This window comes from Roseateles sp. (assembly GCF_047654805.1).
Lineage (GTDB): Bacteria > Pseudomonadota > Gammaproteobacteria > Burkholderiales > Burkholderiaceae_C > Pelomonas.
The window spans coordinates 142,289-168,838 of the sequence record NZ_JASGIV010000001.1; the positions used below are offsets into that span (position 1 = coordinate 142,289).

A 26,550-nucleotide genomic window follows, 5' to 3' on the forward strand; every position below is an offset into this window, starting at 1 on the left:
CAATGCCGTCTTGCGACAGCGACGAAACCCGGATCAGAAGTTGTTGTTCTGTTCCGAGAAGAGGGATGTGACCGACTCGCCATCGGAGATGCGGCGGATGGTCTCGGCGAACAGGAAGGCCACCGACAGCTGGCGGATCTTCTTGCAGGCCTTGGCCGCGTCGGTCAAGGGAATGGTGTTGGTGATGACGACTTCGTCCAGCTGCGAGCCAGCGATGCGCTCGATGGCCGGGCCCGACAGGATGGGGTGGGTGCAATAGGCGAACACGCTCTTGGCCCCGCGGGCCTTCAGCACCTCGGCCGCCTTCACCAGCGTGCCGGCGGTGTCGATCATGTCGTCCATGATCACGCAGTTGCGGCCGTCGATCTCGCCGATGACATGCATCACCTCGGACACGTTGGCTGCCGGGCGGCGCTTGTCGATGATGGCCAGGTCGCAGCCCAGCTGCTTGGCCAGCGCGCGGGCGCGCACGACGCCGCCGACGTCCGGCGACACGACGACGAGATCCTTGTAGTTGCGGCTCTTCAGGTCCGACAGCAGCACCGGCGATGCGTAGATGTTGTCGACCGGGATGTCAAAGAAGCCCTGGATCTGGTCGGCATGCAGGTCCATGGTCAGCACGCGCTCGACGCCGACGGTCTCCAGCAGGTTGGCGACGACCTTGGCCGAGATGGGCACGCGGGTCGAGCGCGGGCGACGGTCCTGGCGGGCATAGCCGAAGTAGGGGATCACGGCGGTGATGCGGCGGGCGCTGGCGCGCTTGAGCGCGTCCACCATGATCAGCAGCTCCATCAGGTTCTCGTTCGTCGGCGCGCAGGTGGGCTGGACGACGAAAACGTCGCGGGCGCGGACGTTCTGCTGGATCTCGACGGTGACCTCGCCATCGGAAAAGCGGCCGACCACGGCCTTGCCCAGCTCGAGGCCGAGATGGGTGGCGATCTCCTGGGAGAGAACCGGGTTCGCGTTGCCGGTGAAGAGAACCGTGTTGAGCAGCACTGGGAGCCTCTGGGTATCAGTGGCTCGCTGAAGCAAGCCGGTTCAGCGAAAAGCAGAAATTTGGCAGGGGAGGAAGGACTCGAACCCTCGCATGTCGGAATCAAAATCCGATGCCTTGACCAACTTGGCGACTCCCCTACACAGGACACAGCAGAGCTGCTGCACCCTACAACTTTCTCAATCGGCCCAGCCCGCGAGCGGGTGTTGAGCCAGACTGCGGCAGATTCGACCGGTCCACCCTTCAGGTCGAGCCTGAAGCAATGTCGCCAGGGACTGGTCGTCCTTGCCATCTTTTCCATCCCCGGAGAGTGCGGCAAACACGGCGGCTCCTGAGCCCGTCATCCGGGCGTTGCCAAAATGTTCTGACAACAGAGCCAACGCGTCTCGCACGTCACTGCTGATCCCTTCGGCGGCGGGTTGCAGGTCGTTTCGACCGAATCCACTCACCAGGTTTTCTGCAGTTCCAGCCAGGGCGGGAAAGCCCGCGACTATAGCCAAGTTTTCGGACCTTGCCAAGAGTTCGCTCGAAAAGATCTCTTTGGTGGCCAGGCCGCCCGGTCCCTTGATGACGGCGAAGCGCTGTTCCGGGACGGAAAGCGGGTGCAGGATTTCACCGATGCCCTCGACGAGGGCCGGCCCGCCGCCGAGGAAGAACGGCACATCGGCACCGAGCTTGAGGCCCAGCGCCGACAGCCTGGGCAGTGGCAGCCGCAGGTCCCAGAGGCGATTCAGCGCCAGCAGCGTCGTCGCCGCATCGGACGAGCCGCCGCCCATGCCGGCACCGGCGGGCAGGCGCTTCTCGAGGTGGATGTCGGCGCCCAGTGCGCAGCACGTCTCCGCCTGCAGCAGGCGGGCGGCGCGCAGGCAGAGGTCGTCTGCCGGCAGATCGCCCCCGAGCACGTCGTGGCGGCGCAATTGCCCATCGGTGCGACGTTCGACATGCAGCGTGTCGGCCCAGTCGAGCAGCACGAAGAGTGATTGCAGCAGGTGGTAGCCGTCTGCCCGCTTGCCGACGACGTGCAGGAATAGATTGAGCTTGGCCGGCGCGGCCAGGTCATGGAGTGCCTTCATCGCCTCCATCCAGCTTGGCGCGTAGCGTGACGACGGGCTCGGCCAGTCGCGTTGCGACGAGGGCGGGCGGTCGCGGCTCGATGCGCCAGCCCAACTGTTCGAAGCCGTTGGCCGTCTTCTGATGCGGTGCCGCGGACCAGGGGCGCCCGTTCAGCCAGTCGAACAGCGCGGCCACCGGCACGGCCTCACCCAGCAGCTCACGGGTCAGCGAGTCCAGGTCGTCGAAGCGCCGTTCGTCGTTTGGCGTCTGCAAAGTGACCCGACCCGGCTGCCAGTCCGCACGGGCCACCAGCGAGCCCAGCGGCGAGGTGAGTTCCAGCCGGCCGGCCTCGGGGCCACCGAAGAGCTCGAAACTGGCAGCGCCGCCGGTGCCACGGCTGTGAACGTCGCCGGCCACGGTCACGCTGATGCGGCCGCTGAGCCGGGCTTCGTGACCAGCCGGCGGTGTATGGGGCAGTTGCGCGCAGCCGGCGAAGGCCAGCGCGAGGCAGGCGAGCGCCAACCTCACGGCTTGACCTTCAGCCGGTCGAGGGTTTCGCGCAGCGCCTCGTTATCGGGGTCGCGCCGCGCGGCTTCGGCGAGCACGCGCCGGGCCTCGTCCTGCGCACCACTGGCCCAGAGCACTTCGCCCAGGTGGGCCGCAATCTCGGCGTCGGGCCGGCCGGCGTGAGCCTGGCGCAGCAGCCGGGTGGCTTCGGCCAGGTTGCCGAGGCGAAACTCAACCCAGCCCAGGCTGTCGACGATGAAGGGCTCGCCAGGTGCCAGCTTCAGCGCCTGCTCGATGAGCTGCTTGGCCTCGGGCAGGCGCTGATTGCGCTCGGCCAGCGAGTAGCCAAGCGCGTTGTAGGCGTGGTGGTAGTCGGGCTTGATCTCGATGACCTTGCGCAGCAGGGACTCCATCTCATCGAACCGGCCGACCTTCTCGGTCATCATGGCCTGCTCGTAGATCAGGTCGGGATCGCCGCTGAATCGGGCCGTGGCGGTTTTGAGCACCTTGAGCGAGGCCGCGTAGTCGCGTTGCTCGCGCATCAGCTGCGCCTCGGCCAGCAGCAGGGCGCGGGCGTCCGCGTCACTGGTGTCGGCGTCTGGCTGCAGCAGCTTGCGGGCCTCGGCCAGCAAGCCCCGCCGGGCCAGCAGGCTGGCGCGGCGGTAGCGCACGTCCAGGCCGCTGCTGTCGACCTTTTGCAGCGCGGCCTCCGCGGCCTTCAGGTCGCCGCGCTGCTCGGCCGCCTGGGACAGCATCAGCCAGGCCTGCCGGCGCCCGTCCGTGCGGGCCTTGATCTCGGCGTCGGTGCCGGCGGCCGGCGTGTCCAGGCGTTTCAGGCCTTCGCGCAGCGCATCTTCAGCCGCGGTCGGATGCTTGAGCTCCAGCTCGATGGCACCCAGGGCCAGCCAAGGCGCGGGGTTGTCAGGCGTGGCCACAGTCAGCTGGCGGAACTCGCGTGCCGCGTCTGCCGGCCGCTGGGCCTGGATCAGCGCGCGGCCGTAGGCCTGGCGCAGCGCATGCTGGTCGGGCTTGCGCTGCAGCCGTTCGGTGATCAGGCCTTCTGCCTGTGGTTCGGTGGGCATGAGGTCGACGGCAAGCTGCATCGCGTCGTCACCGTCCGGCAGGGCCTGGCTAAGCTCCCGGGTCAGCGCTAGCGCCCGTGCGCTTTCGCCGGCATTGATGGCGAGGCGGGCTTCGGTATAGACGGCGGGGGGGTGGAGCGATCCGGTCTGGGCGCGCAACACCGGGCCGATGGCGGCGAGCACCGCCTTGGGGTCGGGCGAGCGCTGGAATAGTCGCGGCAGCGCGAGGATGAGGCCAGGGCGCTGCGCCGCAGGCGCGATGCGCAGCAGCGCCGACAGCGGCTGCGACACCTCGGCGGGCTTGTTCATCAGGGCCAGCAGTTGCACCGTGCTCTGCAGTGCTTCGCTGGACGTCGGCACGGTTTCGGCCCAGGCGCGCGAAGCCATCAGCGCCTGGTCGCCGGCGCGGGCCTGGATGGCGATGTTGACGACGCGCTTGAACAGCTCCTCGTCGGCCGTCCGCCGTGCGGCGTCCAGCAGGACCTGGAAGGCGACTCCGGCCTGGCCGTTCTGCAGCTCGATCTCGCCGATCAGCAACTGATAGAACAGTGGCGCGTCCATCGCCGAGTTCGTCGGCGCCTCGGCAGGTGCACTGGCCGCAGAGCTCGGCGGCGCGGCGTCCTGGGCATGGGCTTGCAGCGCGGCCAGCAGGCTGGCGGCGATCATCACTCGGCGAAGGGGCAAAGGCATTCGGGCTCCGGCAAACAACGGCCTGATTATGATTTCGCCCCCATGCCCGAGTTGCCCGAAGTCGAAGTCACGCGCCGCAGCTTTGCCGCCGCCATCCAGGGAGCCCGGGTTACCGGCCTGCGCCTGGGGAAACCGCTGCGCTGGCCCATTGGCGTGGACCCTGAAACGCTGCTTGGCAGCCGGGTCGGCGAAGTGCAAAGGCGTGGTAAATATTTGTGGCTTCCGCTGCATGACAGTGGCGGGCTGCTGATGCACCTGGGCATGTCGGGTTCCCTGGCCTTTCTCGACACGACGCCAGCGCCGGGTGCGCACGACCATTTCGACCTGCATACCGACCGCGGCCTGCTGCGGCTGACCGACCCTCGTCGCTTCGGCGCCGTTGTCTGGGCGGCTTCGCTGCAGGCCGAGCCGGTGGTGACGCTGCTGGGGGGGCTGGGCCTGGAGCCTTTCGATGAACGTTTTGACGGCCTGCACCTGCATGCAGCGCTGAGTGGCCGGCGCGTGCCCGTCAAGCAGGCGCTTCTGGCGGGCGACATCGTCGTCGGCGCCGGCAACATCTATGCGTGCGAAGCCCTCTTCATGGCCGGTATCGACCCGCGCCTGCCCTCGGGCAAGCTCAGCCGGCCGCGAGCCGACAAGCTCGCTGCTGCCGTGCGGCAGGTGCTCGGCCAGGCGCTGGAGGCCGGCGGCACGACGCTGCGCGACTTCCGGGACGCCCACGGCGTGGCCGGCAGCTTCCAGATGCAGGCCCAGGTCTATGGCCGCGAGGGCGAGGCCTGCCGGCGCTGCGGCACCGCCATCCGGCGCATCGTGCAGGGGCAGCGCTCCACCTTTTTCTGTCCCCAATGTCAGAAACGATGACGCCACAAGCGCTGACCGAGGACTTCGGCAAGACCGTCGTTGCCTGGCAGCGCCAGCATGGCCGGCACACGCTGCCGTGGCAGAACACTCGCGATCCCTACCGCGTCTGGCTGTCCGAGGTCATGCTGCAGCAGACACAGGTGTCGACGGTGCTGGGCTACTACGAGCGCTTCCTGGCGCGCTGGCCGAGGGTCACGGACCTCGCTGCTGCCTCGCTGGACGAGGTGCTGGCGCAGTGGGCCGGCCTGGGCTACTACAGCCGCGCGCGCAACCTGCATGCCTGCGCCCGGGCCGTGGCGCAACTGCATGGCGGCGAATTCCCGCCCACGGCGGCGGGCTTGCAGACGCTGCCGGGCATAGGTCGCTCGACGGCGGCCGCGATCGCGGCCTTTTGCTTCGGCGAGCGCGTCGCCATCCTGGACGGCAACGTCAAGCGCGTGCTGGGCCGCGTGCTGGCCTTCGAGGGCGACCTGGCCAGCAGCGTCGCTGAGAGGAAGCTCTGGGACCATGCCACCGGGCTGCTGCCTGAACAGGACGTGGAGCGGTATACGCAAGGCCTGATGGACCTGGGGGCCACTGTCTGCACGGCGCGTTCGCCCAACTGCCTGCTTTGCCCGGTGCAGCCGCTGTGCCTCGCTCAGCGAGACGGCTCGCCGACACGCTATCCGGTCAAGACCCGCAAGCTCAAGCGCGGCCGACGCGAGAGCTGGTGGCTGTGGGTGGAGAAGGCCGGCGGCCAGATCCTGCTGCAACAGCGTCCTGCCACTGGCGTCTGGGCCGGGTTGTGGACGCTGCCGATGTTCGAGGACGAGGCCGGTGCGCGCGCGGCCCTGCCTGGCGCCGCGCTGGAGACGCTGCCGCGCATAGAACATGCGCTGACTCATTTCGACTGGGTGCTGCACACGATGCGGGCCGAGGCTCCCGAGGGAAACCTGCCTGGCGGTACCTGGGTCGCCCGGGAGAAACTCGCCAGCTACGCGCTGCCGGCGCCTCTGAAGAAGCTGATCGATGAAAGCTGACGAAGCTGCCACCACGCCCACCACGATCGCCGCCCTCCGGTCGGGCGTATCGTTGCCCGCGTGCGACCGGGTGGCACTGGCATGAAGGCCCACATCAAGAGTGGCATCGAGTACTCGCTGATCACGCTGGTCATCGCGGGCTTCTGCCTGTGGCAGCTCATCGGCAGCACGCAGGAAGGAGAGCCGTCGGCCGGCCTGCTTGCGATCTCGGGCCTGGGCCTCATCGTGTCCGGCGCCATGCACTGCGTCTTCATGATGCAGCTCGTGCGGCGCACCGGGAGGGCCTTTTGGCCCTGGTTCATCGCCGTGGTGATCTTCATGCCCGTCGGAACGGCCGTGCTGCTGGCGTTGCTGCTCAGCGAGGCCGATGCGGCGGAAAGCTGACATCGTGCAGTCTGCACGCCCGCGCTCATTGCCTGCCTGAGGCGAAAAGGGCAAAGTCCCCCGGCACAACGACGAAGGGGAGACAGCCGTGGATGCATTGAAGAACCTGCGCGTTGGGGCGCGCCTTGGCTTTGCATTCTTTGTTTTGCTGGCGCTGATGCTGGCGATGGCCGGCGGCGGGGCGCTGCTGGCGAAGTCAATCAACTACTACGCAGAGTACTACCCCGGCAACATCCTGCCGTCGCTGCGCAACATCCACCAGATCGACGGCGCCATCTCCGACGCGCGGCGACTGGAACAGCAGCACATCCTGAGCGACGACGACAAGGAGAAGAAGTCGCTTGGCGAGCGCATTGCCAAGGCGCGTGGCGACCTGCAGAAACGGCTCAAGGAGTACGAGCCGCTGGTGACCGACGACGAGGACCGCGCGCTGCTGAAGAAGGTGGGCGAAGGCCTGGCCGCCTACCTCGCCGTGCAGGACAAGGTGCTGAAGGCGTCCAGCGACAGTGCGTCCGATCCGACCCAGGGAACTGCAGCCAGGGAGATGACCTTCGGCGCAGCTCGCGCCGCCTTCACGCCCGTGCGCGAGGCAGTTGATCAATGGTGGGCCTACAACGAGAAGCTGGCCAACGCCACGACGGCCTCTGCTGAGGCAGCCTACCGCCGCGTGCTGTGGACGTTCGCCATCGCCTCGCTGGTGGCCCTGGGCCTGGGCATCGTCGCGGCGGTGCTCATCACGCGTTCCATCACCGGTCCGGTGCAGCTCGCCTCTGAAGCTGTCAGAGCTGTGGCCGGCGGCGATCTGACCAAGCGCGTGCACAGCAGCTCACGCGACGAGCTCGGCCAGCTGTTGAGCATGCTCGACGAGATGACACAGAACCTGGCGCGCATGGTGTCCGGCGTGCGCCAGGGCTGCGACCAGCTCAACGTCGCTGCGGCAGAGATCGCACAAGGCAATGCCGACCTGTCCGCGCGCACCGAGAGCCAGGCATCCAGCCTCGAAGAGACGGCCGCCTCCGTCGAGCAGATGGCGGCGCAGATCAAGGCCAATGCCGACAATGCCCGCCAGGCCGACCAGCTCGCCAACCATGCCTCCGAGGTGGCCGGCGCGGGCGGCACGGCGGTCGGCGAGGTGGTCACGACGATGGACGCGATCTCCGAGTCCAGCCGCAAGATCTCCGACATCATTGGCACCATCGACGGCATTGCCTTCCAGACCAACATCCTGGCGCTGAATGCGGCGGTGGAAGCGGCCCGTGCCGGCGAGCAAGGCCGCGGTTTCGCTGTCGTGGCCGGCGAGGTGCGGCTGCTGGCCCAGCGCAGCGCCGAGGCGGCCAAGGAGATCAAGAGCCTCATCGGCGACAGCGTCGGCAAGGTGGAGAGCGGCAGCGCCCAGGTGCTGGCTGCGCGCGAGACCATAGGCCAGATGGTCAACGAGGTGCGCAAGGTGACCGATCTGGTCGGCGAGATCACCGTGTCCAGCCGCGAGCAATCCGAAGGCGTGGGGCAGATCAATGCCGCCGTCAGCCAGCTCGACCAGGCCACGCAGCAGAACGCGGCCCTGGTGGAACAGACTGCTGCGGCCGCGGAGAGCATGCGCATGCAGACGGCCAAGCTGTCCGAGGCCGTGGCGGCCTTCCGCGTCGACAGCGCCGGCCTTGCGCCGGCCGCGTCGCGCAGCGCACCCAGGCCGCCAGCCCCGCGGCCGGTCGTGGCGTCCGCCAGGCCGCTCGCTCCCAAGCCGGCCAAGGCCGCCATCGTGAGGGCCGCCGCGAAGAAGCCTGTGGCCAAGCCCGCGGTCGCTGTGCCCCGGCCCGTCTCCGCCGCGCCGGCACCTCGGCCTGCCGCGCCAGCGCCCAGCGAGGGCGACTGGGAGACCTTCTAGAACAGCCGCGCCAGGCGCCGTACGGCGTCCTCCGAGTGCGCGCGATCGGGGCGCAGGTCGTCGTTTCCGAAATCATGCTCGCCCATTGCGGCGACGAGCAGGCCGTCGCGACGCGGCAGCGCGACGACGTTCTGGCCACGGTAGATCAGAGCGTAGTCCACCTCGGGCTGAGGCACGAGATGGGCCGTCTGGCCGCGCACGGGGGTCATGCTGGCGTCGCCCAGTAGCAGGCGGGCACCGTCGCCGGTGCAGTTGACGACGCATTTCTCCGGTAGTCGCGCGAACTCCCGCGGCGAGCGGAACTCGCGCTGCACCAATTCGCCGCCGTCGCGCGCGAAATCGTCCAGCAGCAGGCGCTGGTAGGCCGGGATGTTGAAGACGAGCTGCGTGAAGCGGCGCACATGGGGTGTGCGAAACGGGTGCTCGTCGGCCGCCATCGCCTTGCCCTGTGGACGCAGGTCGGCGACGCGGCCTGCGAGATCGGGGTAGTCGGGCTCGCCGACATGGCCTCCCAGCGGTGCATTGAAACCCTCGTCGGACACCACGTAGCCGTCATGCCATTCGACTGGCCCGGAGGGCAGTCCGAGATAGCCCTGATGCACCTTGAACGAGGCCCGGGCCATCGCTTCCCAGCTGACCATCCAGGGCTCGCTGGCGTGTTCGCTCGCGACGATGCGCGAATCCGGTGTCCACAACCCCGTCGCCGCCGAGGAATGCACGAGGGGCGGACGGTCCTTGGCGTAGAGGCGCACCTTGTGGCCGGCTTGCTGGAGCGTGCGTGCGGTCGTCAGCCCGATGGCGCCGCAGCCGATGACGGCGACGCGCTCGCCGGGCTTCGCGCCACTGGCCTGGAGCAGTGCCAGGGCTCGCTGTGCGGAGCCCCAGGATAGCGACCACCCGCTGCCACCGTGGCCGTAGTGGTGGATCACCGTCTTGCCGAAACGCTTCTGCGACTCGATGCGCGGGCCTTGGGCGCGGAAGGGGCGTATGCCCACGGCGATGTCGACGATGCGGTCCGTGCTGACGCGCATCGCGGCCGGTGGGTGCGGCGCCGCGAATTCCAGGGGCCATGCGGGCAGGGTGAGCGCGGCACTGCCGGCCGCGAGCAGGCTGCGGCGCTTCATGAGGCCTGCCGGGCCAGCGACTTGCGGATCAGCGCCGCGTCGCGCAAGCGGTTGGCCGAGCCGTCGGCGTCCAGCAGCACGACGGTGACAGGCCGTTTGCCGTTGAGGATGCGCATCGCCAGGCAGCGGCCGGCCTCCTCGGTGTAGCCGGTCTTTGAGACCCTGATATTCCAGCCCTTGGCACCCACCAGGCGGTTGGTGTTGCGGATCTCGCGCGGACGGCCGTCCACCGGCACGTTGGCCTTCCTGACGCTGGTGATGCGTTCGATCTCGCCATAGCGCGCCGCGGCGGCCGTGATGGTGGCGATCTCGGTGGCGGTGGAGGTGTTGGCCGGCGACAGGCCGGTGGGGTCGCTGATGGCCGTGCGCTTCAGTCCAAGCGCGCGGATCTTGGCCTGCATGGCCTTGGCGAAGCCGGCCTCGCCGCCGGGGAAGGTGCGCGCCAGCGCGGCGGCCGCGCGGTTCTCGGACTCCATCAGTGCCAGCTCCAGCGCCGCCAGGCGGCTCATCTGCGTACCGACGCGCACACGGGAGCGGCTGTGCTTGAGAGTGTCGACGTCGTCGCTGGTGATGCGCAGCTTCTCGGCCGGGTCCAACTTGGCGTCCAGCACCACCATGGCCGTCAGCAGCTTGGTCAGCGACGCGATGGGAACGACGGTGTCGGCATCGCGCGCCATCAGCACCTGGCCGGTCGCGTCGTCGACGACGACCACATGCTTTGCGTTCACCGGCAGGCGCAGTTGCTGGGCGGGTGGCAGGTTTGCGACGGGAGCGTCCGCGACGGCGGTGGCGGCTGGCGTGTCGGATGTACGGGGGGCGTCCTTGGTGCGGGCCTGGACGACGAAGCTGGTCGTCGCGATCAGCAAGGCTGGCAAGGCCAGCTTCCAGCCGGTAGCCTGGGGGCGTGGGGCGAGCAGGCGTTCGATGCGGGCGAGCAGGTCGCCACCACGGGCGGCCAGGGCGAGGGAAGAGGGCATGGGTGAGTGATCCAGTTCGGACAATGCGTGCAGGGCCAGCGCCAGGCGGCGCGAGTCGCCGAGGAGTTCGGCCGAAATCTCGTCGGCCACCAGCTCGCGCTCATGGCGCATGCGCGCTGACAACCACCAGACGACCGGGTGGAAGAACAGCAGGGCCTCGACGGCGCTTTGCAGCAGGTTGGCGAGGTAGTCCCAACGCCGCACATGGGCCAGCTCGTGGGCCAGCAAGGCCTCGAGCAGCTCCACGGGCAAGCGGCTCAGCAGCGCTGCGGGCAGCAGCACGCAGGGCCTGAGCGAGCCCAGCGTGATCGGGCTGGCCAGTTCGGGCAGCAGGCGCAGGCTGACGGCGCGGCGCAGACCCAGGCGGTGGGCCAGGGCGTCAAGCCGCACCTGCCATTCGGCGGGCGCCGGCTGGCTGCGGCGCCGTGCACGGCCGACCCAGACCAGGCCCAACGCGAGGCGGAATAGCATCAGCCCCGTGCCCAGCGCCCAGGCGCTGACGAGTGCTGGCATCTGCTCGGCCAGCGCCGACAACTCGCCGACGAACTGGCCTTCAGTGGGCGCGAAGTCCAAGCATTGAGCCAGCGGCAGGCCCAGGCACAGACCCAGACTGACGGCGCAAACGGCGTAGCGCCAGCGCGCAGACGCGCCGCGCAGCAGCGCCAGCAGCAGCGCCGCCACGGCACCGACGAGGGCGCCTTGCCAGACGAAGTTCAGCAGAGCCCAGCCCCAGGCGTTCATCACGGCGTCAAGGCTCATGCTTCGTCTCCGTTCTTTGCAAGCAACTGACGGATCTCCGCACGCTCCTTTGCGTTGACATGGCCTTTCAGCGCGGCCAGCACCAGGGCCTTGCCCGAGCCGGCGAAGGCCTTGGCGATGAAGTCCCTGACCAGGGACTGCTGCAGCTTGTCCTGGGCGTGCAAGGGCGCATAGAGCTGCGGGCGCTGGCTTTCGTCTCGGCTCAGCAGTCCCTTGCCGTGCATGACCTGCAGCTGGCGCAGCACGGTGGCGTAGCTTGCGTCGGGACGTTCGGGCAGCAGGGCCTCGTGGACGGCCTTGGCGTCGGCAGCGCCGAGCCGCCACAGGACCTGCAGCAGGTCCAGCTCGGCGGCCGTGGGCCGGGCCGCGGGAGGAGAGGTGGGTTTCATGGATTCAGAATAGTCGTTCTAGAACTCTATGTCTAGAACAAAAATTCTGAATCTAGCGTGCGTCCAGCTCGCGGTGGCGCTTCAGCACGTGGCCGTGGTGACTGAACTGGCGAGCCAGCATCTCGACGAGGTAGACCGAACGGTGCTGGCCGCCGGTACAGCCGATGGCAACGGTCAGGTAACTGCGCTGATCGGCCGCGAAGTTGGGTAGCCAGCGCGACAGGAAACCAGCGATCTGTCCCATCATGAGGCCTACCTCCGGCTGCGCCGCAAGATAGGCAGCCACCGGCGCGTCGCGGCCGGTCAGCGGGCGTAGCTCACGGTCGTAATAGGGGTTGGGCAGCACGCGCACGTCGAAGACGAAGTCGGCGTCGCTGGGCACGCCGTGCTTGAAGGCGAAGCTCTCGAACACCAGCGTCAGCTTGGCGCCCGCATTGGGCCCGACGAGATCGGCCAGCCAGGCGCGCAACTGGGCCGGGCGCAATTGGCTGGTGTCGATGACGGTGGACTCGGCCTTGAGCCCGCCGAGCAGTTCGCGCTCCAGCTTGATTGCGTCGAGCAGCAGGCGGTGACTGTCGTCAGCGCCGCCATCCAGCGTGCCGAAGCTGGTGTCGCGATCCTCGCGAAGCGGATGGGGACGACGCGTCTCCGAAAAGCGCCGCATCAGCGCTTCGTTGCTGGCATCGAGGAACACCGATCGCACGGCCACACCGGCTGCGCGCAGGTCCTTGATCAAGGGCAGCAGCAAGGGCAGCGAGCCTGAGGAGCGCACATCCACGGCGATGGCGACGCGGCGTTCGCCACGCTGCTGCTCCAGCTTGAGGAAGTCCAGCAGCAGCTCGGCCGGCAGGTTGTCGACGCAGAAATACCCGGCGTCCTCCAGCGCATGCATGGCGACGGACTTGCCGCCGCCGGACATGCCCGTCAGCAGCACGACGTCGCCCTGCAGTTCGGTGTCCAGGTTCATGACTTTGCCTTGCGTGGCTTGGGGGTGGTGGACGCGTCCAGCATCTCCTGCGCATGCGCCAGGCTGGTGGACGACAGGCGCTCGCCACCCAGCATGCGGGCGATCTCGGCAACCCGGGCTTCGCCAGTCACCGGGTTCACGGAGCTGACAGTGCTGCTGCCCTGCATCGCCTTGGCGACGACGAGGTGGCGGTCGGCGCAGGCGGCGACCTGGGGCAGGTGGGTGACGGCCAGCACCTGGCGCCGGCCGCCTGTCGCATGCCCCAGTTGTTTCATCAGCCGGCCCACCGTCTCGGCGACGGCGCCGCCGATACCCACGTCGATCTCGTCGAAGATCAGTGTGCCAGGCGCGCTGTCACTGGCGGCCTGACTGGCCGTGACGGCGATGGCCAGTGCGATGCGCGACAGCTCGCCACCCGAGGCCACCTTGGCCAGCGGACGCGGCGTGCTGCCGGCGTGGCCGGCAACGAGGAATTCGGCGGACTCCAGGCCGAAGCTCTGCGGGCCGTCGGTGGCATTCAACGCGATGTCGAACTGGCCACCGGCCATGCCCAGCTGCTGCATCGCGGCCGTGACGGCGGCGGCGAGCTGGGGTGCTGCCTTGGCGCGTGCGCGGCTGGCGGCGCGGGCCTCCGTATCGAAAACCTGGCGAGCGGTGGCGAGCGCCGCCTCGAGCTGGCCAGGGTCGCTGGCGGCGTCGAGCGCGGAGAGTTCGGCACGCCATTGCGCCAGCAGGGCGGGCAGCTCCTGCGGCTGGCGGCGGTAGCGGCGCGCCAGAGTCATCCAGGCGGAAACGCGCTCGTCCAGCTCGGCCAGCCGGGCTGGATCGAGGTCGGCCTTGTGCAGATAGGCCGACAGCGTGTGGCTGGCGTCCTGCAACTGGGCCTGCACGTCGCGCAAAGCCTGCACGGCGGGCAGCAGGCGGGCGTCGTGGTCCAGCACGCGTTCGAGCTGGTCAAGTGCGCCGCCGGCCAGCGACTGCGCGCTGGGCTCGGCTTCGTCCAGTGCATCCAGGGCCGACTTGGCCGCGTCGATGAGGGACTGGCCGTGCGACAGCCGACCATGCTCGGCGTTGAGCTCCTCCCACTCGCCCTCGGCCGGCGCCAGGCCGTCCAGCTCGGCGATCTGCCATGCCAGGCGCTCGCGTTCTCGCAGGGCGTCGGCCTGCTGGCCCTGGGCCTTGTGCAGTGCCTCGGAGGCCTGCTTCCAGGCGAGGCAGGCCCGGGTCAGAGGCGCAGTATCCAAGCCGGCGAAGCCGTCGAGCAGCTCGCGCACGGCAGCCGGGCGGGTCAGGCCCTGCCAGGCGTGTTGGCCGTGGATGTCCAGCAGGTGGTCGGCCAGTTCGCGCAGCTGCGTGAGCGTGGCGGCGCTGCCGTTGATCCATGCGCGGCTCTTGCCCGCTGCGTCGATGACTCGGCGCAGCAGCAGCGCGTCGTCGGCCGTTCCCGATGTCTCGAAGCCGGCCTCGTCCAGCCAGGCGCGTAGATGTTCCGGCGTGTCGAACTCGGCGCAGATTTCGGCCCTGGGGGCACCCTCGCGTACAACGCCGGAATCGCCCCGACCACCCAGCGCCAGCTGCAACGCGTCGATGAGGATGGACTTGCCAGCGCCGGTCTCGCCGGTCAGCACAGCGAAGCCGGGCTCGAAGTCGAGCTCCAGCGTGGGGACGATGACGAAATCCTTCAGGCTCAGATGCCGCAGCATGGGTCAGGCTCTAGACGTACCAACGCAGTTTGCGACGCAGCGTCGCGTAATAGCTCCACCCCTTGGGATGGAGGAAACGGATCTGGTGCTGGCTGCGCCGCACAGTGATGGTGTCGCCGTGCAGCAGGCTGGCGAGGCTCTGCATGTCAAAGTTCACCGAGGCATCGCGGCCCGCGACGATCTCCAAGCTCACTTCGCCGAGGTCGGGTAGCACGATGGGTCGGTTGGACAGCGTGTGCGAGGCGATGGGCACGAGCACCCAGCCGGCGATGCTCGGGTGCAGGATGGGCCCGCCGGCAGACAGTGAGTAGGCGGTCGAGCCCGTCGGCGTGGCGACGATGATGCCGTCGGCGCGGATGCTGGCGACGAGCTGGCCTCCTGCATGGATGCGCAGCTCGATCATGCTGGCCGTCTGGCCGCGGCTGAGCACCACGTCGTTGAGCGCCTGGCCGGAGAAGATGGACTCGCCGTCGCGCCAGACCTCGCCCTCCAGCATCGCGCGCGGCTCGACCTCGTAGTCGCCGGCCAGGATGGGTGCCAGCGACTCGCGCCAGCGCTCGAACGGGATATCGGTGATGAAGCCCAGGCGCCCCTGGTTGATGCCCACCAGCGGAATGCCGTGCCGTGCCATTTCGCGCGCAAAGCCCAGCATGGTGCCGTCGCCGCCGACGACCACGGCCAGGTCGCAGGCCCGCCCCAGTTCATCGTGTGACAGGGCTTCGTAACCTGTCAGTCCAGTGTTCTGCGCGGTGTCTGCCTCCAGCGAGACATCGAGCCCTTGGCTGCACAAAAACTGGGCAATCTCCTCCAGCACCGGCTTGATGCCCGGCGCCTGATGCTTGCCCACGATGGCGACATGTCTGAAGCGCTCGGCCATGCGACAAATTACACCACAGGGGTTTTGCCCGTCATGGGTGAATCCGGGGGGTTTCTAGAATGGGCGCCATGCTCGACGAGCGATCCAAATCCCTGCTGAAGACCCTGGTCGAACGCTACATCGCGGACGGCCAGCCGGTCGGCTCGCGCACGCTGTCCAAGGCCTCGGGCCTGGAGCTCAGCCCAGCCACCATCCGTAATGTGATGGCGGACCTGGAAGAGCTGGGCCTCATCGCCAGCCCCCACACCAGCGCAGGCCGCATTCCGACGGCGCGCGGCTACCGGCTCTTCGTCGACACCATGCTGACCGCCCAGCCCGGCCTTATCGGGGTGGAGACGGCCCAGCTGCAGCCCGACCAGCCCCAGCGCGTCATCGCCAGCGCGGCGCAGATGCTGTCCAACCTGTCGAGCTTCGTCGGCGTCGTCACGTCGCCCAGGAAGCCAAGCGTTTTCCATCACATCGAGTTCCTGCGCCTGGGCGAGCGGCGCGTGCTGGTCATCCTCGTGTCGCCCGACGGTGACGTGCAGAACCGTGTCATCTTCACCGCACAGGACCTGAGCCAGGCCGAACTGGCCGAGGCCAGCAACCGCCTCAACGCCGGCTACGCGGGCCTGACGCTGGAGGCCGTGCGCGAACGCCTGCGGCACGAGGTTGACGCGCTGCGCGGCGAGATCGCGCAGCTGATGAGTGCGGCGGTCCAGGTCGGCAGTGAGGCTATCGCACAGGAAGAGGAGCGCGTTGTCGTTTCCGGCGAGCGCAACCTGTTGACTGTCCAGGACTTCAGCCATGACATGGGCAGCCTGCGCCGCTTGTTCGACCTCTTCGAGCAGAAGACCCAGCTTATGCGCCTGCTTGACACGTCCAGCCGTGCGGAGGGCGTGCGCATATACATCGGCGGCGAAAGCCAGGTGGTGCCCTACGAGGAGCTATCCATCGTGTCGGCACCGTACGAGGTCGACGGTCAGGTGGTTGGCACGCTGGGCGTCATCGGCCCCACGCGCATGGCCTACGACCGCATGATCCAGATCGTGGACATCACGTCGCGCATGGTTGGGCAGGCGTTGTCGCAGCGCTGACTAGAATCCGCCCCTTCCAACCGGGGGCCGTTAGCTCAGTTGGTCAGAGCAGAGGACTCATAAACAACTGCTTCCACCTATGGCGGTGGCAGTGTTTGCGGGGCCGCTGTACGCAGACTGTCAGCGTCCTGGGGCGAGGGAAAATAGAAGTTGTTGTATCAGTGGGCCGTTAGCTCAGTTGGTTAGAGCAGAGGACTCATAGCGAAAGTTGTGCACCGGGAGGCGAAAGCGCCCGAGTGAATGGCGTCAAAGTCGGTGAAACCTGACGGCCCGCAAGGGCGCAAGGCAATGCCGAGCCAAGCCCTGAAAGGGGAAGGTGTAGAGACTAGACGGCGCCCGCCTACAGGCCGCAAGGCCCACGGCGAAGGCATAGTCCAGGGAGTCCAGAAATGGGCACAAACCGGAATCCTTTGGTCGCAGGTTCAAGTCCTGCACGGCCTACCACTTACGACACCCGACGCCTGTCGGGGCTTCTCCAGGCTAGTAGTGCGCGCCCAGGACTGCCATCAGTACCTCGGCCCCGTGGTTGAAGTTGGGTTGCTGCCCCTTGATACCGTAGGCCCACTTAGCCCCGTGGAAGAGGTTGTTCCTCAGCCGATACACGATGAGCAGCAACGCTGCGACCATGTGCTGCGGGTCACCATCCTGGCCGCTCAGCACACCCTCCACCAAAGCCCGCCGATCGCGCGGGCGGAATAGCAGTTGCTCGAAATTGTGGGTGAACTGGCCGCCCTGGAAGTAGCGGTCCCGGAAGTAGGCCAAGCTGTTCGCATATGCGTTGGGGTCGATGCGGCCGCTGTCGGCCATGTCTTAGCTCAACGCCACGAGACTCGTAGGGTTTGCCGCCGTGCGCTGCCCCCTGAGATTCGCAGCAGGTAGTTCTAGAGTCCGATCAACCCGAGATGGAGATCGGACCGATGAAGAAGCGATACACCGAGGAACAGATCATTGGGTTCCTGCGTGAGGCCGATGCTGGCCTGCCGGTCAAGGAGCTGTGCAGGAAGCATGGCTTCAGCGAGCCGAGCTACTACGCCTGGAAGGCCAAGTTCGGCGGAATGAACGTGTCGGACGCGCAGCGGCTGAAGACGCTGGAGACCGAGAACACGAAGCTCAAGAAGCTGCTGGCCAACTCGATGCTCGAGATCGACGCGATGCGCGAGGTGCTCAAGGGAAAGTGATGGCCGTGGCGGCGCGGCGCGAGGTCGTGCGGCAGTTGCAGGACAAAGGCTTGAGCGAACGCCGGGCCCTCAAGCTGGTGGGCATGAGCGCCAGCACCCTGCGCTACCGGCCCCGCGACGACGGCAACGGCCGGCTGCGTGAGCGACTGACAGAGCTCGCCGGCCAGCATCGCCGCCACGGCTACCGCATGCTGCACAGCCGACTGCAGCTCGAAGGCTGGACGATCAACGTCAAGCGCACCTACCGGGTCTACCGCGAGGAAGGGCTGATGGTGCGCAAGCGCCGGCGCAAGAAGCTGCCCGTGCCTGAGCGGCAGCCGTTGGTGCGCCCGATGCAACCCGATGAGGTGTGGAGCATGGACTTTGTGTTCGACGAGCTGGCCAACGGCCGCAGGGTCAAGACGCTGACTGTGGTGGACGACTGCAGCAAGGAGGCAGTGCAGATCGCCGTGGACACGTCGATACCCGCGCTGTATGTCACGCGGGTGCTCGACCAGGTCAAGGCCGAACGAGGCTTGCCCAAAGTGATCCGCACCGACAACGGCCCGGAGTTCGCGGGCCGGACGATGCAGACATGGGCCGCCAGGAACGGCGTCGAGCTGCGCTTCATCCAGCCCGGCAAGCCGGTGCAGAACGCCTACATCGAGAGCTTCAACAGCCGCTTCCGAGACGAGTGCCTGTCGCAGCACTGGTTCGCCAGCCTGAGCCACATGCGCAGCGTCATCGACAACTGGCGCGAGGACTACAACCACCACCGGCCGCACAGCACCCTCGGGTATGTGCCGCCGGCCGTGTTCGCCGCGCGGTGTCGCCAGCATGCTGGCGACACCGCGCCAAACCCCGCATCGACAACTACGATGCAAACCCCTGGGCTCTAGATCGAAGTGCTACGAATCCTGGGGGCAGCGCAGCGCCGTGCAGGCGACCCAACGCCCAAGGAGAGGAGTGCGGCTGCGTGGGCGAATGCCCACCACTTGCTATTCCGTCAGAGGAAGCGCGCCAGTTGCTCGACGTCCTCGGGGAAGAGTTGGCCGATCTCGACTGCCGCGACATGGCTGTCGCGGCCCCGCACCAGCGTGACCGGCAAGCCCTGGGGCCTTGGAAGTTGGGCCTCGACGGCCGGCGTCACCCACCCACTGGGGAAGTCGTAGCCGCGCTTGGCGCGGTAGGCCTTGGCGGCGGCGGGCTCCTGGTCGATGGACAGGCCGAGCACCATCAGGCCGCGCTCGCGCTGCGCGCGCCAGAGCTTCTGAATGGCGGGCGTGACCTGGGCGCAGAAGGGGCACCAACTGGCCCACCAATACACGACGACGACCTTGCCTTGGGCCGAGGCGGCCTTGAACTCGCCGCCTTCCAGCAGCGGGACGTCCGGCAGACGTAGCGCGGTACCGACTGCGGGGACGTTCTTGAGCGGCTCGGCCGCGCGAGCAAGCGGCCCACCCAGGCCCAATGCCAGCACGGTGCCGACGCTACGGCACCAATGGCGTCGGTCCAGGTGCGGCATGGCAGCGTTCAGCGCAGGCCGCCGACGAGCAGGCGCTCTTCGGTCGGCACCGACTCGTCGCCGTCCAGCTCCACCGCGAGCTGCGTGCAGACGGCGCGGCACAGCATGGCGACCTTCTCGCTCTGCAGCCGGTAGTAGATCTGCGTGCCCTCGCGGCGCTTGCCCAGGACGCCAGCGCGGTAGAGCGTGGACAGGTGCTGGGACATGTTGGGCTGGGTGGTCTGGATCTGCTCCAGCAGTTCCGACACGTTGCGCTCGCCATTGCAGACGGCGCTGATGATCTTGAGCCGGATCGGCGTGGCCAGCACGCCGAAGAGTTCGGCGGCGGATTCGAAAACGCGATCTTCCTCGGGGGCGGCGTTCATCGCGGCGGCAAGTAGGTGGAGCGGGAAAATCACTGTATCAGCAAGCGCCGATGTGTGCCGCAGTGAATGGAGAATGCGGCTTTCGGAACTCTTGCAGCACCCACCCCATGGATGAATCGAGCTTGCCCGCCCTCACGCATCAGGTGCTTGGTGCAGCGTTCGGCCTGGCGGTGCTGTTCGGGGCCCTGTGCCAGCGCACCCGGTTCTGCACGATGGGTGCCATCTCCGATGTCTACGCAATGGGCGACTGGCGGCGTGCCCGCATGTGGATCGTCGCAGTGGCCGTCGCGATGCTTGGGTTCAACGGATTGGTGGCGCTGGGTCTCGTTGATCCAGCCGGCAGCATCTACACAGGGCCGCGCCTGCTGTGGTTGTCGGCCGTCACGGGCGGCCTGTTGTTCGGCTTCGGCATGGTGCTCGGCTCTGGCTGCATCAGCCGCAATCTCGTGCGCCTGGGCGGTGGCAACCTGAAGTCGCTGGTGGTGCTGGTGGTCGCGGCCATCGCGGCAGGAGCGACGTTGCGCGGCCTGACGGCAGTGCTGCGCGTGGCCACTGTGGAGAAGGTCTTTGTCGAGCTGCCTGCAGGGCAGGCGCTGCCCGGGCTGCTGGCCAGCACCCTGTCCGGAAGCGCCGCGGCATGGGGACTGGGCCTGGCCGCGGTGGCGGCCGTGGGGCTGCTGGCCTGGGCCTTGCTGCCGCGCGACGGGCGGTCGCTGGAGGTCGTGCTGGCTGGACTGGGTGTCGGGGCGGTGATCTCCGCGCTGTGGTGGGTGTCCGGCCACCTGGGCTTCCTGCCCGAGGATCCGCGCACGCTGGAGCCGGTCTACCTTGCGACGAACTCGCGCCATATGGAGTCGCTCAGCACCATTGCGCCGATCGCCTATGCGCTGGACTGGCTGCTGATGTTCAGCGACCAGTCCAAGTCGCTGACTCTGGGCATCGCCAGCGTGGCAGGCATCGTCATCGGCGCGGGTCTGATGGCCTGGCGTGACGGCAGTTTCCGCTGGGAGGGTTTTGGCAGCGTTGGCGACCTGGGCCTGCATCTCGCGGGTGCCGTCTGCATGGGTGTTGGCGGCATCGTTGCGATGGGCTGCACCCTTGGCCAGGGCATCACCGGCGTGTCGACGCTGTCGGTGGGCAGCTTCCTGGCGCTGGCAGCCATGTTGGCAGGCGCTTGGCTTGGCCTGCGCTACCAGGAATGGCGGCTGGACCGGACCTGATCACGCAACAGGCTGCGCAGGTCGTCGTCGCTCATCTCGCCGGGGATGCAGCGGGGCTGGGTCGGAGCGTCGCCCAGCCAGCAGGTCATGGGCACGAGGCGGCGCGCAGTCAGCTGCGGCCGCAGCGCGCAGTCGCCGCTGCCGTCCACGATGATGGGAAAGCGATAGCCGCGGCGCTCAACGGCGCGGCGCACGGCCTCGGGGTCCTCGTCCACTGCCACGCCCAGCACGGCTGCGCCGGGCCGTTCGCTCAGAATCCGGTCCAGGCTGGCGTTGTGGCGCTGGCAAAAGCCGCAGTCCACCGACCAGAAGACGGCCAGCACCGGCCCTCGGCGCCAGAACCCGGCATCGATGGGGCGGCCCTGGATGTCGACCTTGGGGACACCGCCCGGGCAGTGCGCGAACGGCGCAGCGTTGCCCGGGTCCGCCTGCGCGGCACCCAGCGCCAGCAAGCCCGCCAGCAAGGCCCAGCGGCTCATGGCTCGCTGCGCTCCATCAGCAAATAGGTGTTGTAGGCGTTCATGCGGTTGGCCGCGCCGAACAGCGGCAGGTGCTGGAAGGCCGACCAGTCGGTGCCAGCATAGGCTTCGTCGAAGGGCGTCATGGCGGCGGCGGCGCGACCCATGGTGTCGCGCAGGTACAGCAGATAGTCGCGCGTCAACTTCAGGTCGGCGAGCGCCTCAGTCGAGGCCGGCCCGTGGCCGGGAACGATGACGGCGGGGGCTGCGTCGATTAACGTCGACAGCGCGGCGATCCAGCCCCGGCTGTCAGCCTGGCCGACGTAGGGGATGCGGCCGCGGAATGCCAAGTCGCCCGCGAACAGCACGCGCGCACTCTCGACGAAGACGGTCAGGTCCTCTGGTGTGTGGGCCGGCCCGACGCGATGGATGCGCAGGCGCTCGCCGCCCAGCTCCAGTGTCATGTCGCCGGCGATCCAGCGATCGGCGGGCACCAGTCGGGTGCCAGCGTCTATCCAGGGCGCCAGCGCCTCGCGGCTGGCCTGCAGCCGCATCAGCGCAGTGTCGGACTGCAGGTAGTCACGGCCGGCCTCATGCGCGATGACGGTGGCGCCGCGGTCCTTGAAGACCTGCAGACCGTAGATGTGGTCGGCGTGGTAGTGCGTCAGCACGACGTAGCGTACCGGCAGCGGCGTGATGGCCCGGATTGCGTCCAGCAGATCCTCGGCCAGCGCGGGCGACCCCAGTGCGTCGATGACGACGACGCCGGCTGAGGTGATGACGACGCCTGCGTTGGAGATGAAGTTGCGGTTCTCGGCCGAGCCCAGCGCTGCCTCGCCCTGCGCGAACCAGACATTGGGGGCGACAGGCTGCAGCTGCAGCGGCGCGGCGCAGGCGGCGCCCGCAAACAGCAGCGCCAGTGCGAGCCAGCCCTTCACGGCGCGGCTCCCGGCTGCGCCTCGCGTTGGTCGAGCAAGCGGTCCGTCAGTGCCGCGGCGGCCCAGATGCCGACCAACGTGACCCATGCGGTCGCCGTGAAGACGGCCGCACCCGACAGGCCGGCGCCCACAGCGCAGCCGCCGGCCAGCATGCCGCCGAAACCCATGCAGACGGCACCGACGATGTAGCGGCGCATGCTGGCCCCGCCCTGGAAGCCTTCCAGCCTGAGTTCGCCCGACAGCGCCGCGGCGGCGAAGGCGCCCAGCACCACACCCGGCAGCAGGCCGAGGTCGAAGGACAGTGGCTTGTCGCTTACGAAGAGCACACGGCTCAGCAGCTCGGCCGACGGCCCGGTGAAGCTCAGCGACTGGATGGGGTGCGGGTCGAAGGCAAGCCGGGAGACCGCGTAGGTGAACCACCAGCCGGCCGCCACCGCCAGGCCTACGCCGATGGCGCCGCCCCAGCCCCAGGCGCCGACGCGCTGGCGCCGCGCCCAGAACACCGCGGCGGCGAACCAGACCCCGGCAAAGAGCAGTGCGCCGCCGTGGCCGATGCCGGTGCGGGCGATCAGGTCGCGCGCGCCGCCGCCGTCTATGGTCCACCAGCCGGAGAGTGCCTCGCGCAGCGGCGACAGCGCACCGGTCAGCGCCGACTGCGCAGTGACGGCGAAGATCAGACCCGACAGCAGTGCGCGCAGATTGCCCTGCGCCGCCAGCACCAGCAGCCGGCTCGCGCAGCCGCGCGCCAGGATCATGCCTGTGCCGAACAGCGCGCCGCCTATGGCCGCGCCTGAAAGGCTGCCGCGCGCTGCGATCTGGCGTGCGTTGCCGGCGTCGAACGCGCCCAGCAGTGCCAGCAATTGCGTGGCGCCGACGGCGCTCGCGAAGGCGAACAGCCATACCGTCAACCGGCCGTCGCTGCGCTGGTGGCGTGCGAACTCAATGACGGCGGCACGCAGGCAAAAGCGTGAGCGCTGCGTGCAGAAGCCGAACACCAGGCCGATCAGCAGCGCGCCCAGAGCCAGCGTGCCGGGTTCGCCGAGCGTGTCGATGGCGGATTCGAGGAGCATGCGAAGGCTTCAGTGGTCAGGCGGTAGCAGGTCGGTGCTCGTGGCATCGATGCGATGCGCATCGCCGTCCTGCCGGGGACTGGTCGGCGCACCTGGCAGGCGAGGGCGGCAGGACTAGGGCTTGATGTAGGCGTAGCCCTGCTTCTGCAGCTTGACGATGCGCACGACGCCGGAGGGCGTGTAGTCGGCGTCGAGGACGAACTGGTCCTTGTTCAGGCCGCGGTTCTTCAGCGTGATCTCGCAGACCTCGAAGCGTACGCCGCGTGCCTTCAGCGCTGACACCAGCGGCGCGTACTCGGTACCGTTGGCAGACTTGGCGCCCTCCATCAGCAGGTCCACGCCCTCGGCGTGGGTGACCACGGTGATCTGGGCCGAGGGATCGGTGTCCAGGTGGTTGCGGATGTTGCGCAGGCCCTTGAGGCCTTGCGTGGCGGCATTGTCGAAGTGGTAGACGACCAGGTCGCCGGCCCACGCAAGCGGGGTGGCGAGGAACATCGCGAACAGGGCGAGCAGGACGCGTTTGCGCATGGGGTTCTCCTTCGGAAGGCGACCAGTATCTTCAACCACCGAGCTCGACGGCCTCGGCGACGGCCTTGACGCCGGCCAGCGCGCAGGCGTCGTCCGCCTCGCCACCCGGTGCGCCGGACACGCCGATGGCGCCTACGACCGCGCCGGCGGCCTCGATCACTTGGCCGCCCCCGATCGCCATGACGCGCGGCGCCGAGCGGATGCCGCTCATGGGTCGGCCAGCCTGTGTTTCGGCGGCCAGCGCAGCGGTGGGCATGCGAAAGCTCGCGGCCGTCCAGGCCTTTTGCGGGGCGATGTCCACCGTGTGCGCGCCAGCGAAGCGGTCGCGCAGCAGCACCTGCAAGACGCCGGCACGGTCCACGACAGCGACGCCGACCTGATGGCCGGCCGCGCGGCAATGCGCGAGCGCCGCCTGTGCCGCAGCCAGCGCGGTCTCGGGTGTCAGCTGCTGCACGGTGAACAGCGGCGGAGTGTCTGCGGCCTGCACCGATGCGGCGAAGGCCAGGGCGGCGAGGGATAGCAGTCGGCGCATGGCGGACTCCCCGGGTTTAGCCCGGCAAGAGGCCGGGATTGCCCTGCATCGCGACGAGGCGGGGCGTATTGATCTTGCGTGGCTTCACACGGCCATGCTGGCCGCGCAGCCAAGTCTCGACATGCTCCCATACGGGCTTGACGCCCGGCGCACTCTTGGCTTCCTCGGCCACGGGCGCCCATCCGGCCACCTTGTAGCGTTTGTCGGCCTCTATGGGTTTGCCGTTCAGGCGCATGTCGCTCACGCGCCGGCCCATGGTCTCGGTCGGCGTCATCGTGTAGCTCAGCCCGCCCACGCGCACCATGTCGCCACCCTGCTGGTAGTAGGGGTCGGGGTTGAAGAGGTTGTCAGCTACGTCCTCCAGCACGGTCTTGATGGTCGTGCCTGTCATCTCGGTGAGCGTCGCGTAGGGGTAGGTGATGGCGAGCTGGTCCATCAGCAGCTCGCGCGTGATGGTGTCGCCCGGCAGCAGGCTCGTGCCCCAGCGGAAACCAGGCGAGAACGCGATCTCGGCGCCTTGCGTGTCCATCAGCGCATCGCAGATGAGCTGATCCCAGCTGCCGTTGAAGTTGCCGCGGCGGTACAGCAGGCCATCGGTGACGGCGAGCTTCTCGCCAAGCTTCGCTTCGAACGGTGCGCGGACCTTGCTGATCAGCGTCTGCATGTCGGGGTCGGGGCGCAGCTGGTTGGCGAACACCGGCAGCAGCCGGTAGCGGAAGTCCACCAGCTTGCCGCCCTTGACGTCGAAATCCATGACGCCCAGGAACTTGCCGTTGCTGCCGGCATTGGTCACCAGCGTGGTCCCGCCGGCGTTCTTCACCGGCACGGCCACCGGCACTCCGTCGTGGGTGTGGCCGCCGAGGATGGCGTCGATGCCACGCACGCGCGAGGCCATCTTCAGGTCCACGTCCATGCCGTTGTGCGACAGCACGCAGACGAGCTGCGCGCCGGCGGCACGGGCCTCGTCCACCACCTTTTGCATGTTGGCGTCCTGGATGCCGAACTCCCAGTCGGCCACCATGTAGCGCGGGTTGGCGATGGGTGTGTACGGGAAGGCCTGGCCGACGATGGCGACTTGCACGCCGTTGATGTTCTTCAGGGCGTAAGGCTTGAAGACGGGATCGCCGAAGTCGGCCGTCTTGACGTTCTGGGCAACGAAGTCGACCTTGCCGGCGAAGTCTTTCTCGACGATCTCCTTGACGCGCTCCATGCCGTAGGTGAACTCCCAGTGGCCGGTCATCACGTCCACGCCCAGCAGCTTGCAGGCGTCCACCATGTCCTGCGCGTTGGTCCACAGCGAGGTGGCCGAGCCCTGCCAGGTATCGCCGCCATCCAGCAGCAGTGCGCCGGGGCGGCTGGCCTTGAGGCGCTTGACGAGCGTGCTCAGGTGGGCGAAGCCGCCCACGCGGCCGTAGCGGCGTGCCGCGGTCTCGAAGCTCAGTGAAGTGAACGCATGGGCGGAGGCCGTGCCGGGGCGAATGCCGGCGGCCTTGAGCAGGTGCTCGCCCACCAGGTGCGGCAACTGGCCCTGCATGCCGCCGACGCCGAGGTTGACGCTGGGCTCGCGGAAATAGACGGGGTTGAGCTGCGCATGGCAGTCCGTCATGTGCAGCAAAGACACATTGCCGAACGGCGGCACGTCGTAGAGCAGCCCCTCGGCCTCGCCCGTGGCCGCCTCGGCGTGGCGGGCCAGCGGCATGCCGGCCACCGCCGCGCAGGACAGCATCTGCAGGAATTCGCGTTTGGACAGTGACATCGCGGCCTTACTGGTTGACCGGGGACTTGGGGTCCAGCAGCAGCGCCATCAGGTCGCGGATCTGTGCTTCCGTCAACAGCTCCGCGTGGCCGAAGCGCGGCATGGTGGAGCAGGCCGAGTAGGCCTTGCTGTTCCAGAGCTTGCCCCAGGTGTACTTGACGATGGCTTCCGACGCCGGATCCGCTGGATTGGCGACGCCGCGCAGCTTGCCGTAGTTCCACAGGCTGGGGCCGATGGTGCCGAAGGAGATCTCCTTCTTGTCCACCTGATGGCAGTTGTAGCACATGGCCCCGTTCTTGGACGGTGCTGTGCTGGCGTCGGTCCAGGTCATCCCGCGGCCGTTCTGGGCGAGCTTCTCGCCTTCCTTCCAGTCGCCGATGAACTGGCCGTCGCTGGGCCATTTCACCGCGGCCAGCTGCGCGGCCTCGATCTTCTTCGTGACGGCCTCCGACGGCGGCTTGGCCTGGGAGCATGCCTTCTGCGCATCGTCCTGCACGATGCGGTCCATCTTGGCGATGCCCTGCTCGCGGAACGAGGCCTGCATCATGGCGGCGGTCTGCTGGTCCAGTTGCTTGGCCGATTGCGCCTGGGCGGCGCCGGTGACCAGCAGCGAGAGCAGCGTGGCGATGTGGGTGGTCTTCATGGCCTGTCTCC

At 68.2% G+C, this 26,550-nt stretch carries 27 protein-coding genes and 1 tRNA gene; 7 read left to right on the forward strand and 21 right to left on the reverse strand.

All coding sequences use genetic code 11. The features are described 5' to 3' along the window. Positions 1 to 33: 33 nt before the first annotated feature. The 5 genes from QM732_RS00640 to QM732_RS00660 all read right to left on the reverse strand — a co-directional run bounded on the left by QM732_RS00640 (position 34) and on the right by QM732_RS00660 (position 4,326). Positions 34 to 996 (reverse strand): ribose-phosphate pyrophosphokinase, encoded by a 963-nt coding sequence (locus QM732_RS00640; RefSeq protein WP_415654285.1) that lies wholly within the window; start codon positions 994 to 996, stop codon positions 34 to 36. A 61-nt stretch (positions 997 to 1,057) separates the two neighbouring features. Continuing rightward, positions 1,058 to 1,134: transfer RNA gene (locus tag QM732_RS00645), tRNA-Gln, on the reverse strand. Between the two features lie 39 nt (positions 1,135 to 1,173). Next, positions 1,174 to 2,067 (reverse strand): 4-(cytidine 5'-diphospho)-2-C-methyl-D-erythritol kinase, encoded by an 894-nt coding sequence (gene ispE / locus QM732_RS00650; RefSeq protein WP_415654286.1) that lies wholly within the window; start codon positions 2,065 to 2,067, stop codon positions 1,174 to 1,176. Then, positions 2,051 to 2,575 carry an outer membrane lipoprotein LolB gene (locus tag QM732_RS00655; protein ID WP_415654287.1) on the reverse strand — a complete coding sequence of 175 codons (525 nt, stop codon included), beginning with the start codon at positions 2,573 to 2,575 and terminating at the stop codon, positions 2,051 to 2,053. The genes ispE and QM732_RS00655 overlap by 17 nt, the downstream gene beginning before the upstream one ends. Next, on the reverse strand, positions 2,572 to 4,326 hold the full coding sequence (locus QM732_RS00660) for a tetratricopeptide repeat protein (RefSeq protein ID WP_415654288.1): 1,755 nt from the start codon (positions 4,324 to 4,326) through the stop codon (positions 2,572 to 2,574). Before QM732_RS00660 ends, QM732_RS00655 begins: the two co-directional genes overlap by 4 nt. A 42-nt stretch (positions 4,327 to 4,368) precedes the next feature. Here QM732_RS00660 and mutM point away from each other — a divergent pair, with 42 nt between their 5' ends. From mutM to QM732_RS00680, 4 genes are all read left to right on the forward strand, one after another. Beyond that, positions 4,369 to 5,187 carry a bifunctional DNA-formamidopyrimidine glycosylase/DNA-(apurinic or apyrimidinic site) lyase gene (gene mutM / locus QM732_RS00665; protein WP_415654289.1) on the forward strand — a complete coding sequence of 273 codons (819 nt, stop codon included), beginning with the start codon at positions 4,369 to 4,371 and terminating at the stop codon, positions 5,185 to 5,187. Then, the gene (gene mutY / locus QM732_RS00670) at positions 5,184 to 6,206 is read left to right on the forward strand and encodes an A/G-specific adenine glycosylase (RefSeq protein ID WP_415654290.1); all 1,023 of its coding nucleotides are present in this window, start codon (positions 5,184 to 5,186) and stop codon (positions 6,204 to 6,206) included. Before mutM ends, mutY begins: the two co-directional genes overlap by 4 nt. Positions 6,207 to 6,287: 81 nt before the next feature. Next, positions 6,288 to 6,590 carry a hypothetical protein gene (locus tag QM732_RS00675; RefSeq protein WP_415654291.1) on the forward strand — a complete coding sequence of 101 codons (303 nt, stop codon included), beginning with the start codon at positions 6,288 to 6,290 and terminating at the stop codon, positions 6,588 to 6,590. A gap of 88 nt (positions 6,591 to 6,678) precedes the next feature. After that, positions 6,679 to 8,475: a methyl-accepting chemotaxis protein gene (locus QM732_RS00680; RefSeq protein ID WP_415654292.1), complete on the forward strand. Its 1,797-nt coding sequence runs from the start codon at positions 6,679 to 6,681 to the stop codon at positions 8,473 to 8,475. Here the strand turns inward: QM732_RS00680 and QM732_RS00685 are convergent. From QM732_RS00685 to QM732_RS00710, 6 genes are read right to left on the reverse strand one after another with little or no spacing between them, the layout of a single operon-like run. Then, on the reverse strand, positions 8,472 to 9,599 hold the full coding sequence (locus QM732_RS00685) for an FAD-dependent oxidoreductase (RefSeq protein ID WP_415654293.1): 1,128 nt from the start codon (positions 9,597 to 9,599) through the stop codon (positions 8,472 to 8,474). The genes QM732_RS00680 and QM732_RS00685 overlap by 4 nt on opposite strands. Further along, complete coding sequence (locus QM732_RS00690) at positions 9,596 to 11,335, reverse strand: M56 family metallopeptidase (protein ID WP_415654294.1); 1,740 nt, start codon at positions 11,333 to 11,335, stop codon at positions 9,596 to 9,598. The genes QM732_RS00685 and QM732_RS00690 overlap by 4 nt, the downstream gene beginning before the upstream one ends. After that, entirely contained in the window at positions 11,332 to 11,724 is a 393-nt protein-coding gene (locus QM732_RS00695) for a BlaI/MecI/CopY family transcriptional regulator (RefSeq protein WP_415654295.1), read from the reverse strand. Before QM732_RS00695 ends, QM732_RS00690 begins: the two co-directional genes overlap by 4 nt. Before the next feature lie 52 nt (positions 11,725 to 11,776). Continuing rightward, on the reverse strand, positions 11,777 to 12,691 hold the full coding sequence (gene rapZ, locus QM732_RS00700) for an RNase adapter RapZ (RefSeq protein ID WP_415654296.1): 915 nt from the start codon (positions 12,689 to 12,691) through the stop codon (positions 11,777 to 11,779). Then, positions 12,688 to 14,394: a DNA repair protein RecN gene (recN, locus tag QM732_RS00705; RefSeq protein ID WP_415654297.1), complete on the reverse strand. Its 1,707-nt coding sequence runs from the start codon at positions 14,392 to 14,394 to the stop codon at positions 12,688 to 12,690. The genes rapZ and recN overlap by 4 nt, the downstream gene beginning before the upstream one ends. A gap of 10 nt (positions 14,395 to 14,404) precedes the next feature. Next, positions 14,405 to 15,271, reverse strand: coding sequence for an NAD kinase (locus QM732_RS00710; RefSeq protein WP_415654298.1), 867 nt, complete (start codon positions 15,269 to 15,271; stop codon positions 14,405 to 14,407). A 68-nt stretch (positions 15,272 to 15,339) separates the two neighbouring features. Between QM732_RS00710 and hrcA the strand changes: the two genes are divergently transcribed. Then, positions 15,340 to 16,347, forward strand: a complete 1,008-nt coding sequence (gene hrcA, locus QM732_RS00715) for a heat-inducible transcriptional repressor HrcA (protein ID WP_415654299.1) — start codon at positions 15,340 to 15,342, stop codon at positions 16,345 to 16,347. Positions 16,348 to 16,827: 480 nt separating this feature from the next. On the opposite strand, the gene QM732_RS00720 is transcribed toward hrcA, so the two are convergent. Continuing rightward, positions 16,828 to 17,154 (reverse strand): hypothetical protein, encoded by a 327-nt coding sequence (locus QM732_RS00720; RefSeq protein WP_415654300.1) that lies wholly within the window; start codon positions 17,152 to 17,154, stop codon positions 16,828 to 16,830. 110 nt (positions 17,155 to 17,264) lie between these two features. Between QM732_RS00720 and QM732_RS00725 the strand changes: the two genes are divergently transcribed. Beyond that, a protein-coding gene (locus tag QM732_RS00725) for an IS3 family transposase (protein WP_415654301.1) occupies positions 17,265 to 18,403 on the forward strand; the annotation gives its coding sequence in 2 pieces (ribosomal slippage) (positions 17,265 to 17,505 and positions 17,505 to 18,403; 1,140 coding nt in all). A gap of 107 nt (positions 18,404 to 18,510) precedes the next feature. Here the strand turns inward: QM732_RS00725 and QM732_RS00730 are convergent. Then, positions 18,511 to 19,029: a TlpA family protein disulfide reductase gene (locus QM732_RS00730; protein WP_415654302.1), complete on the reverse strand. Its 519-nt coding sequence runs from the start codon at positions 19,027 to 19,029 to the stop codon at positions 18,511 to 18,513. A gap of 8 nt (positions 19,030 to 19,037) precedes the next feature. After that, positions 19,038 to 19,394 carry a metalloregulator ArsR/SmtB family transcription factor gene (locus tag QM732_RS00735; protein WP_331178924.1) on the reverse strand — a complete coding sequence of 119 codons (357 nt, stop codon included), beginning with the start codon at positions 19,392 to 19,394 and terminating at the stop codon, positions 19,038 to 19,040. Positions 19,395 to 19,501: 107 nt separating this feature from the next. On the opposite strand from QM732_RS00735, the gene QM732_RS00740 reads away from it, so the two are divergent. Beyond that, on the forward strand, positions 19,502 to 20,614 hold the full coding sequence (locus QM732_RS00740; protein WP_415654303.1) for a YeeE/YedE family protein: 1,113 nt from the start codon (positions 19,502 to 19,504) through the stop codon (positions 20,612 to 20,614). On the opposite strand, the gene QM732_RS00745 is transcribed toward QM732_RS00740, so the two are convergent. The 7 genes from QM732_RS00745 to soxX form a co-directional block, all read right to left on the reverse strand. Further along, on the reverse strand, positions 20,584 to 21,093 hold the full coding sequence (locus tag QM732_RS00745) for a TlpA family protein disulfide reductase (protein ID WP_415654304.1): 510 nt from the start codon (positions 21,091 to 21,093) through the stop codon (positions 20,584 to 20,586). The genes QM732_RS00740 and QM732_RS00745 overlap by 31 nt on opposite strands. Next, complete coding sequence (locus tag QM732_RS00750; RefSeq protein WP_415654305.1) at positions 21,090 to 22,010, reverse strand: MBL fold metallo-hydrolase; 921 nt, start codon at positions 22,008 to 22,010, stop codon at positions 21,090 to 21,092. The genes QM732_RS00745 and QM732_RS00750 overlap by 4 nt, the downstream gene beginning before the upstream one ends. Continuing rightward, positions 22,007 to 23,080: a YeeE/YedE family protein gene (locus QM732_RS00755; protein ID WP_415654306.1), complete on the reverse strand. Its 1,074-nt coding sequence runs from the start codon at positions 23,078 to 23,080 to the stop codon at positions 22,007 to 22,009. Before QM732_RS00755 ends, QM732_RS00750 begins: the two co-directional genes overlap by 4 nt. Positions 23,081 to 23,194: 114 nt before the next feature. Continuing rightward, positions 23,195 to 23,608, reverse strand: coding sequence for a DsrE family protein (locus QM732_RS00760; protein ID WP_415654307.1), 414 nt, complete (start codon positions 23,606 to 23,608; stop codon positions 23,195 to 23,197). A 31-nt stretch (positions 23,609 to 23,639) separates the two neighbouring features. Next, positions 23,640 to 24,140, reverse strand: a complete 501-nt coding sequence (locus QM732_RS00765) for a GlcG/HbpS family heme-binding protein (RefSeq protein ID WP_415654308.1) — start codon at positions 24,138 to 24,140, stop codon at positions 23,640 to 23,642. A gap of 16 nt (positions 24,141 to 24,156) precedes the next feature. Beyond that, positions 24,157 to 25,896, reverse strand: coding sequence for a thiosulfohydrolase SoxB (soxB, locus tag QM732_RS00770; RefSeq protein WP_415654309.1), 1,740 nt, complete (start codon positions 25,894 to 25,896; stop codon positions 24,157 to 24,159). Positions 25,897 to 25,903: 7 nt separating this feature from the next. After that, the gene (soxX, locus tag QM732_RS00775) at positions 25,904 to 26,539 is read right to left on the reverse strand and encodes a sulfur oxidation c-type cytochrome SoxX (RefSeq protein WP_415654310.1); all 636 of its coding nucleotides are present in this window, start codon (positions 26,537 to 26,539) and stop codon (positions 25,904 to 25,906) included. Between the last annotated feature and the right edge of the window lie 11 nt (positions 26,540 to 26,550).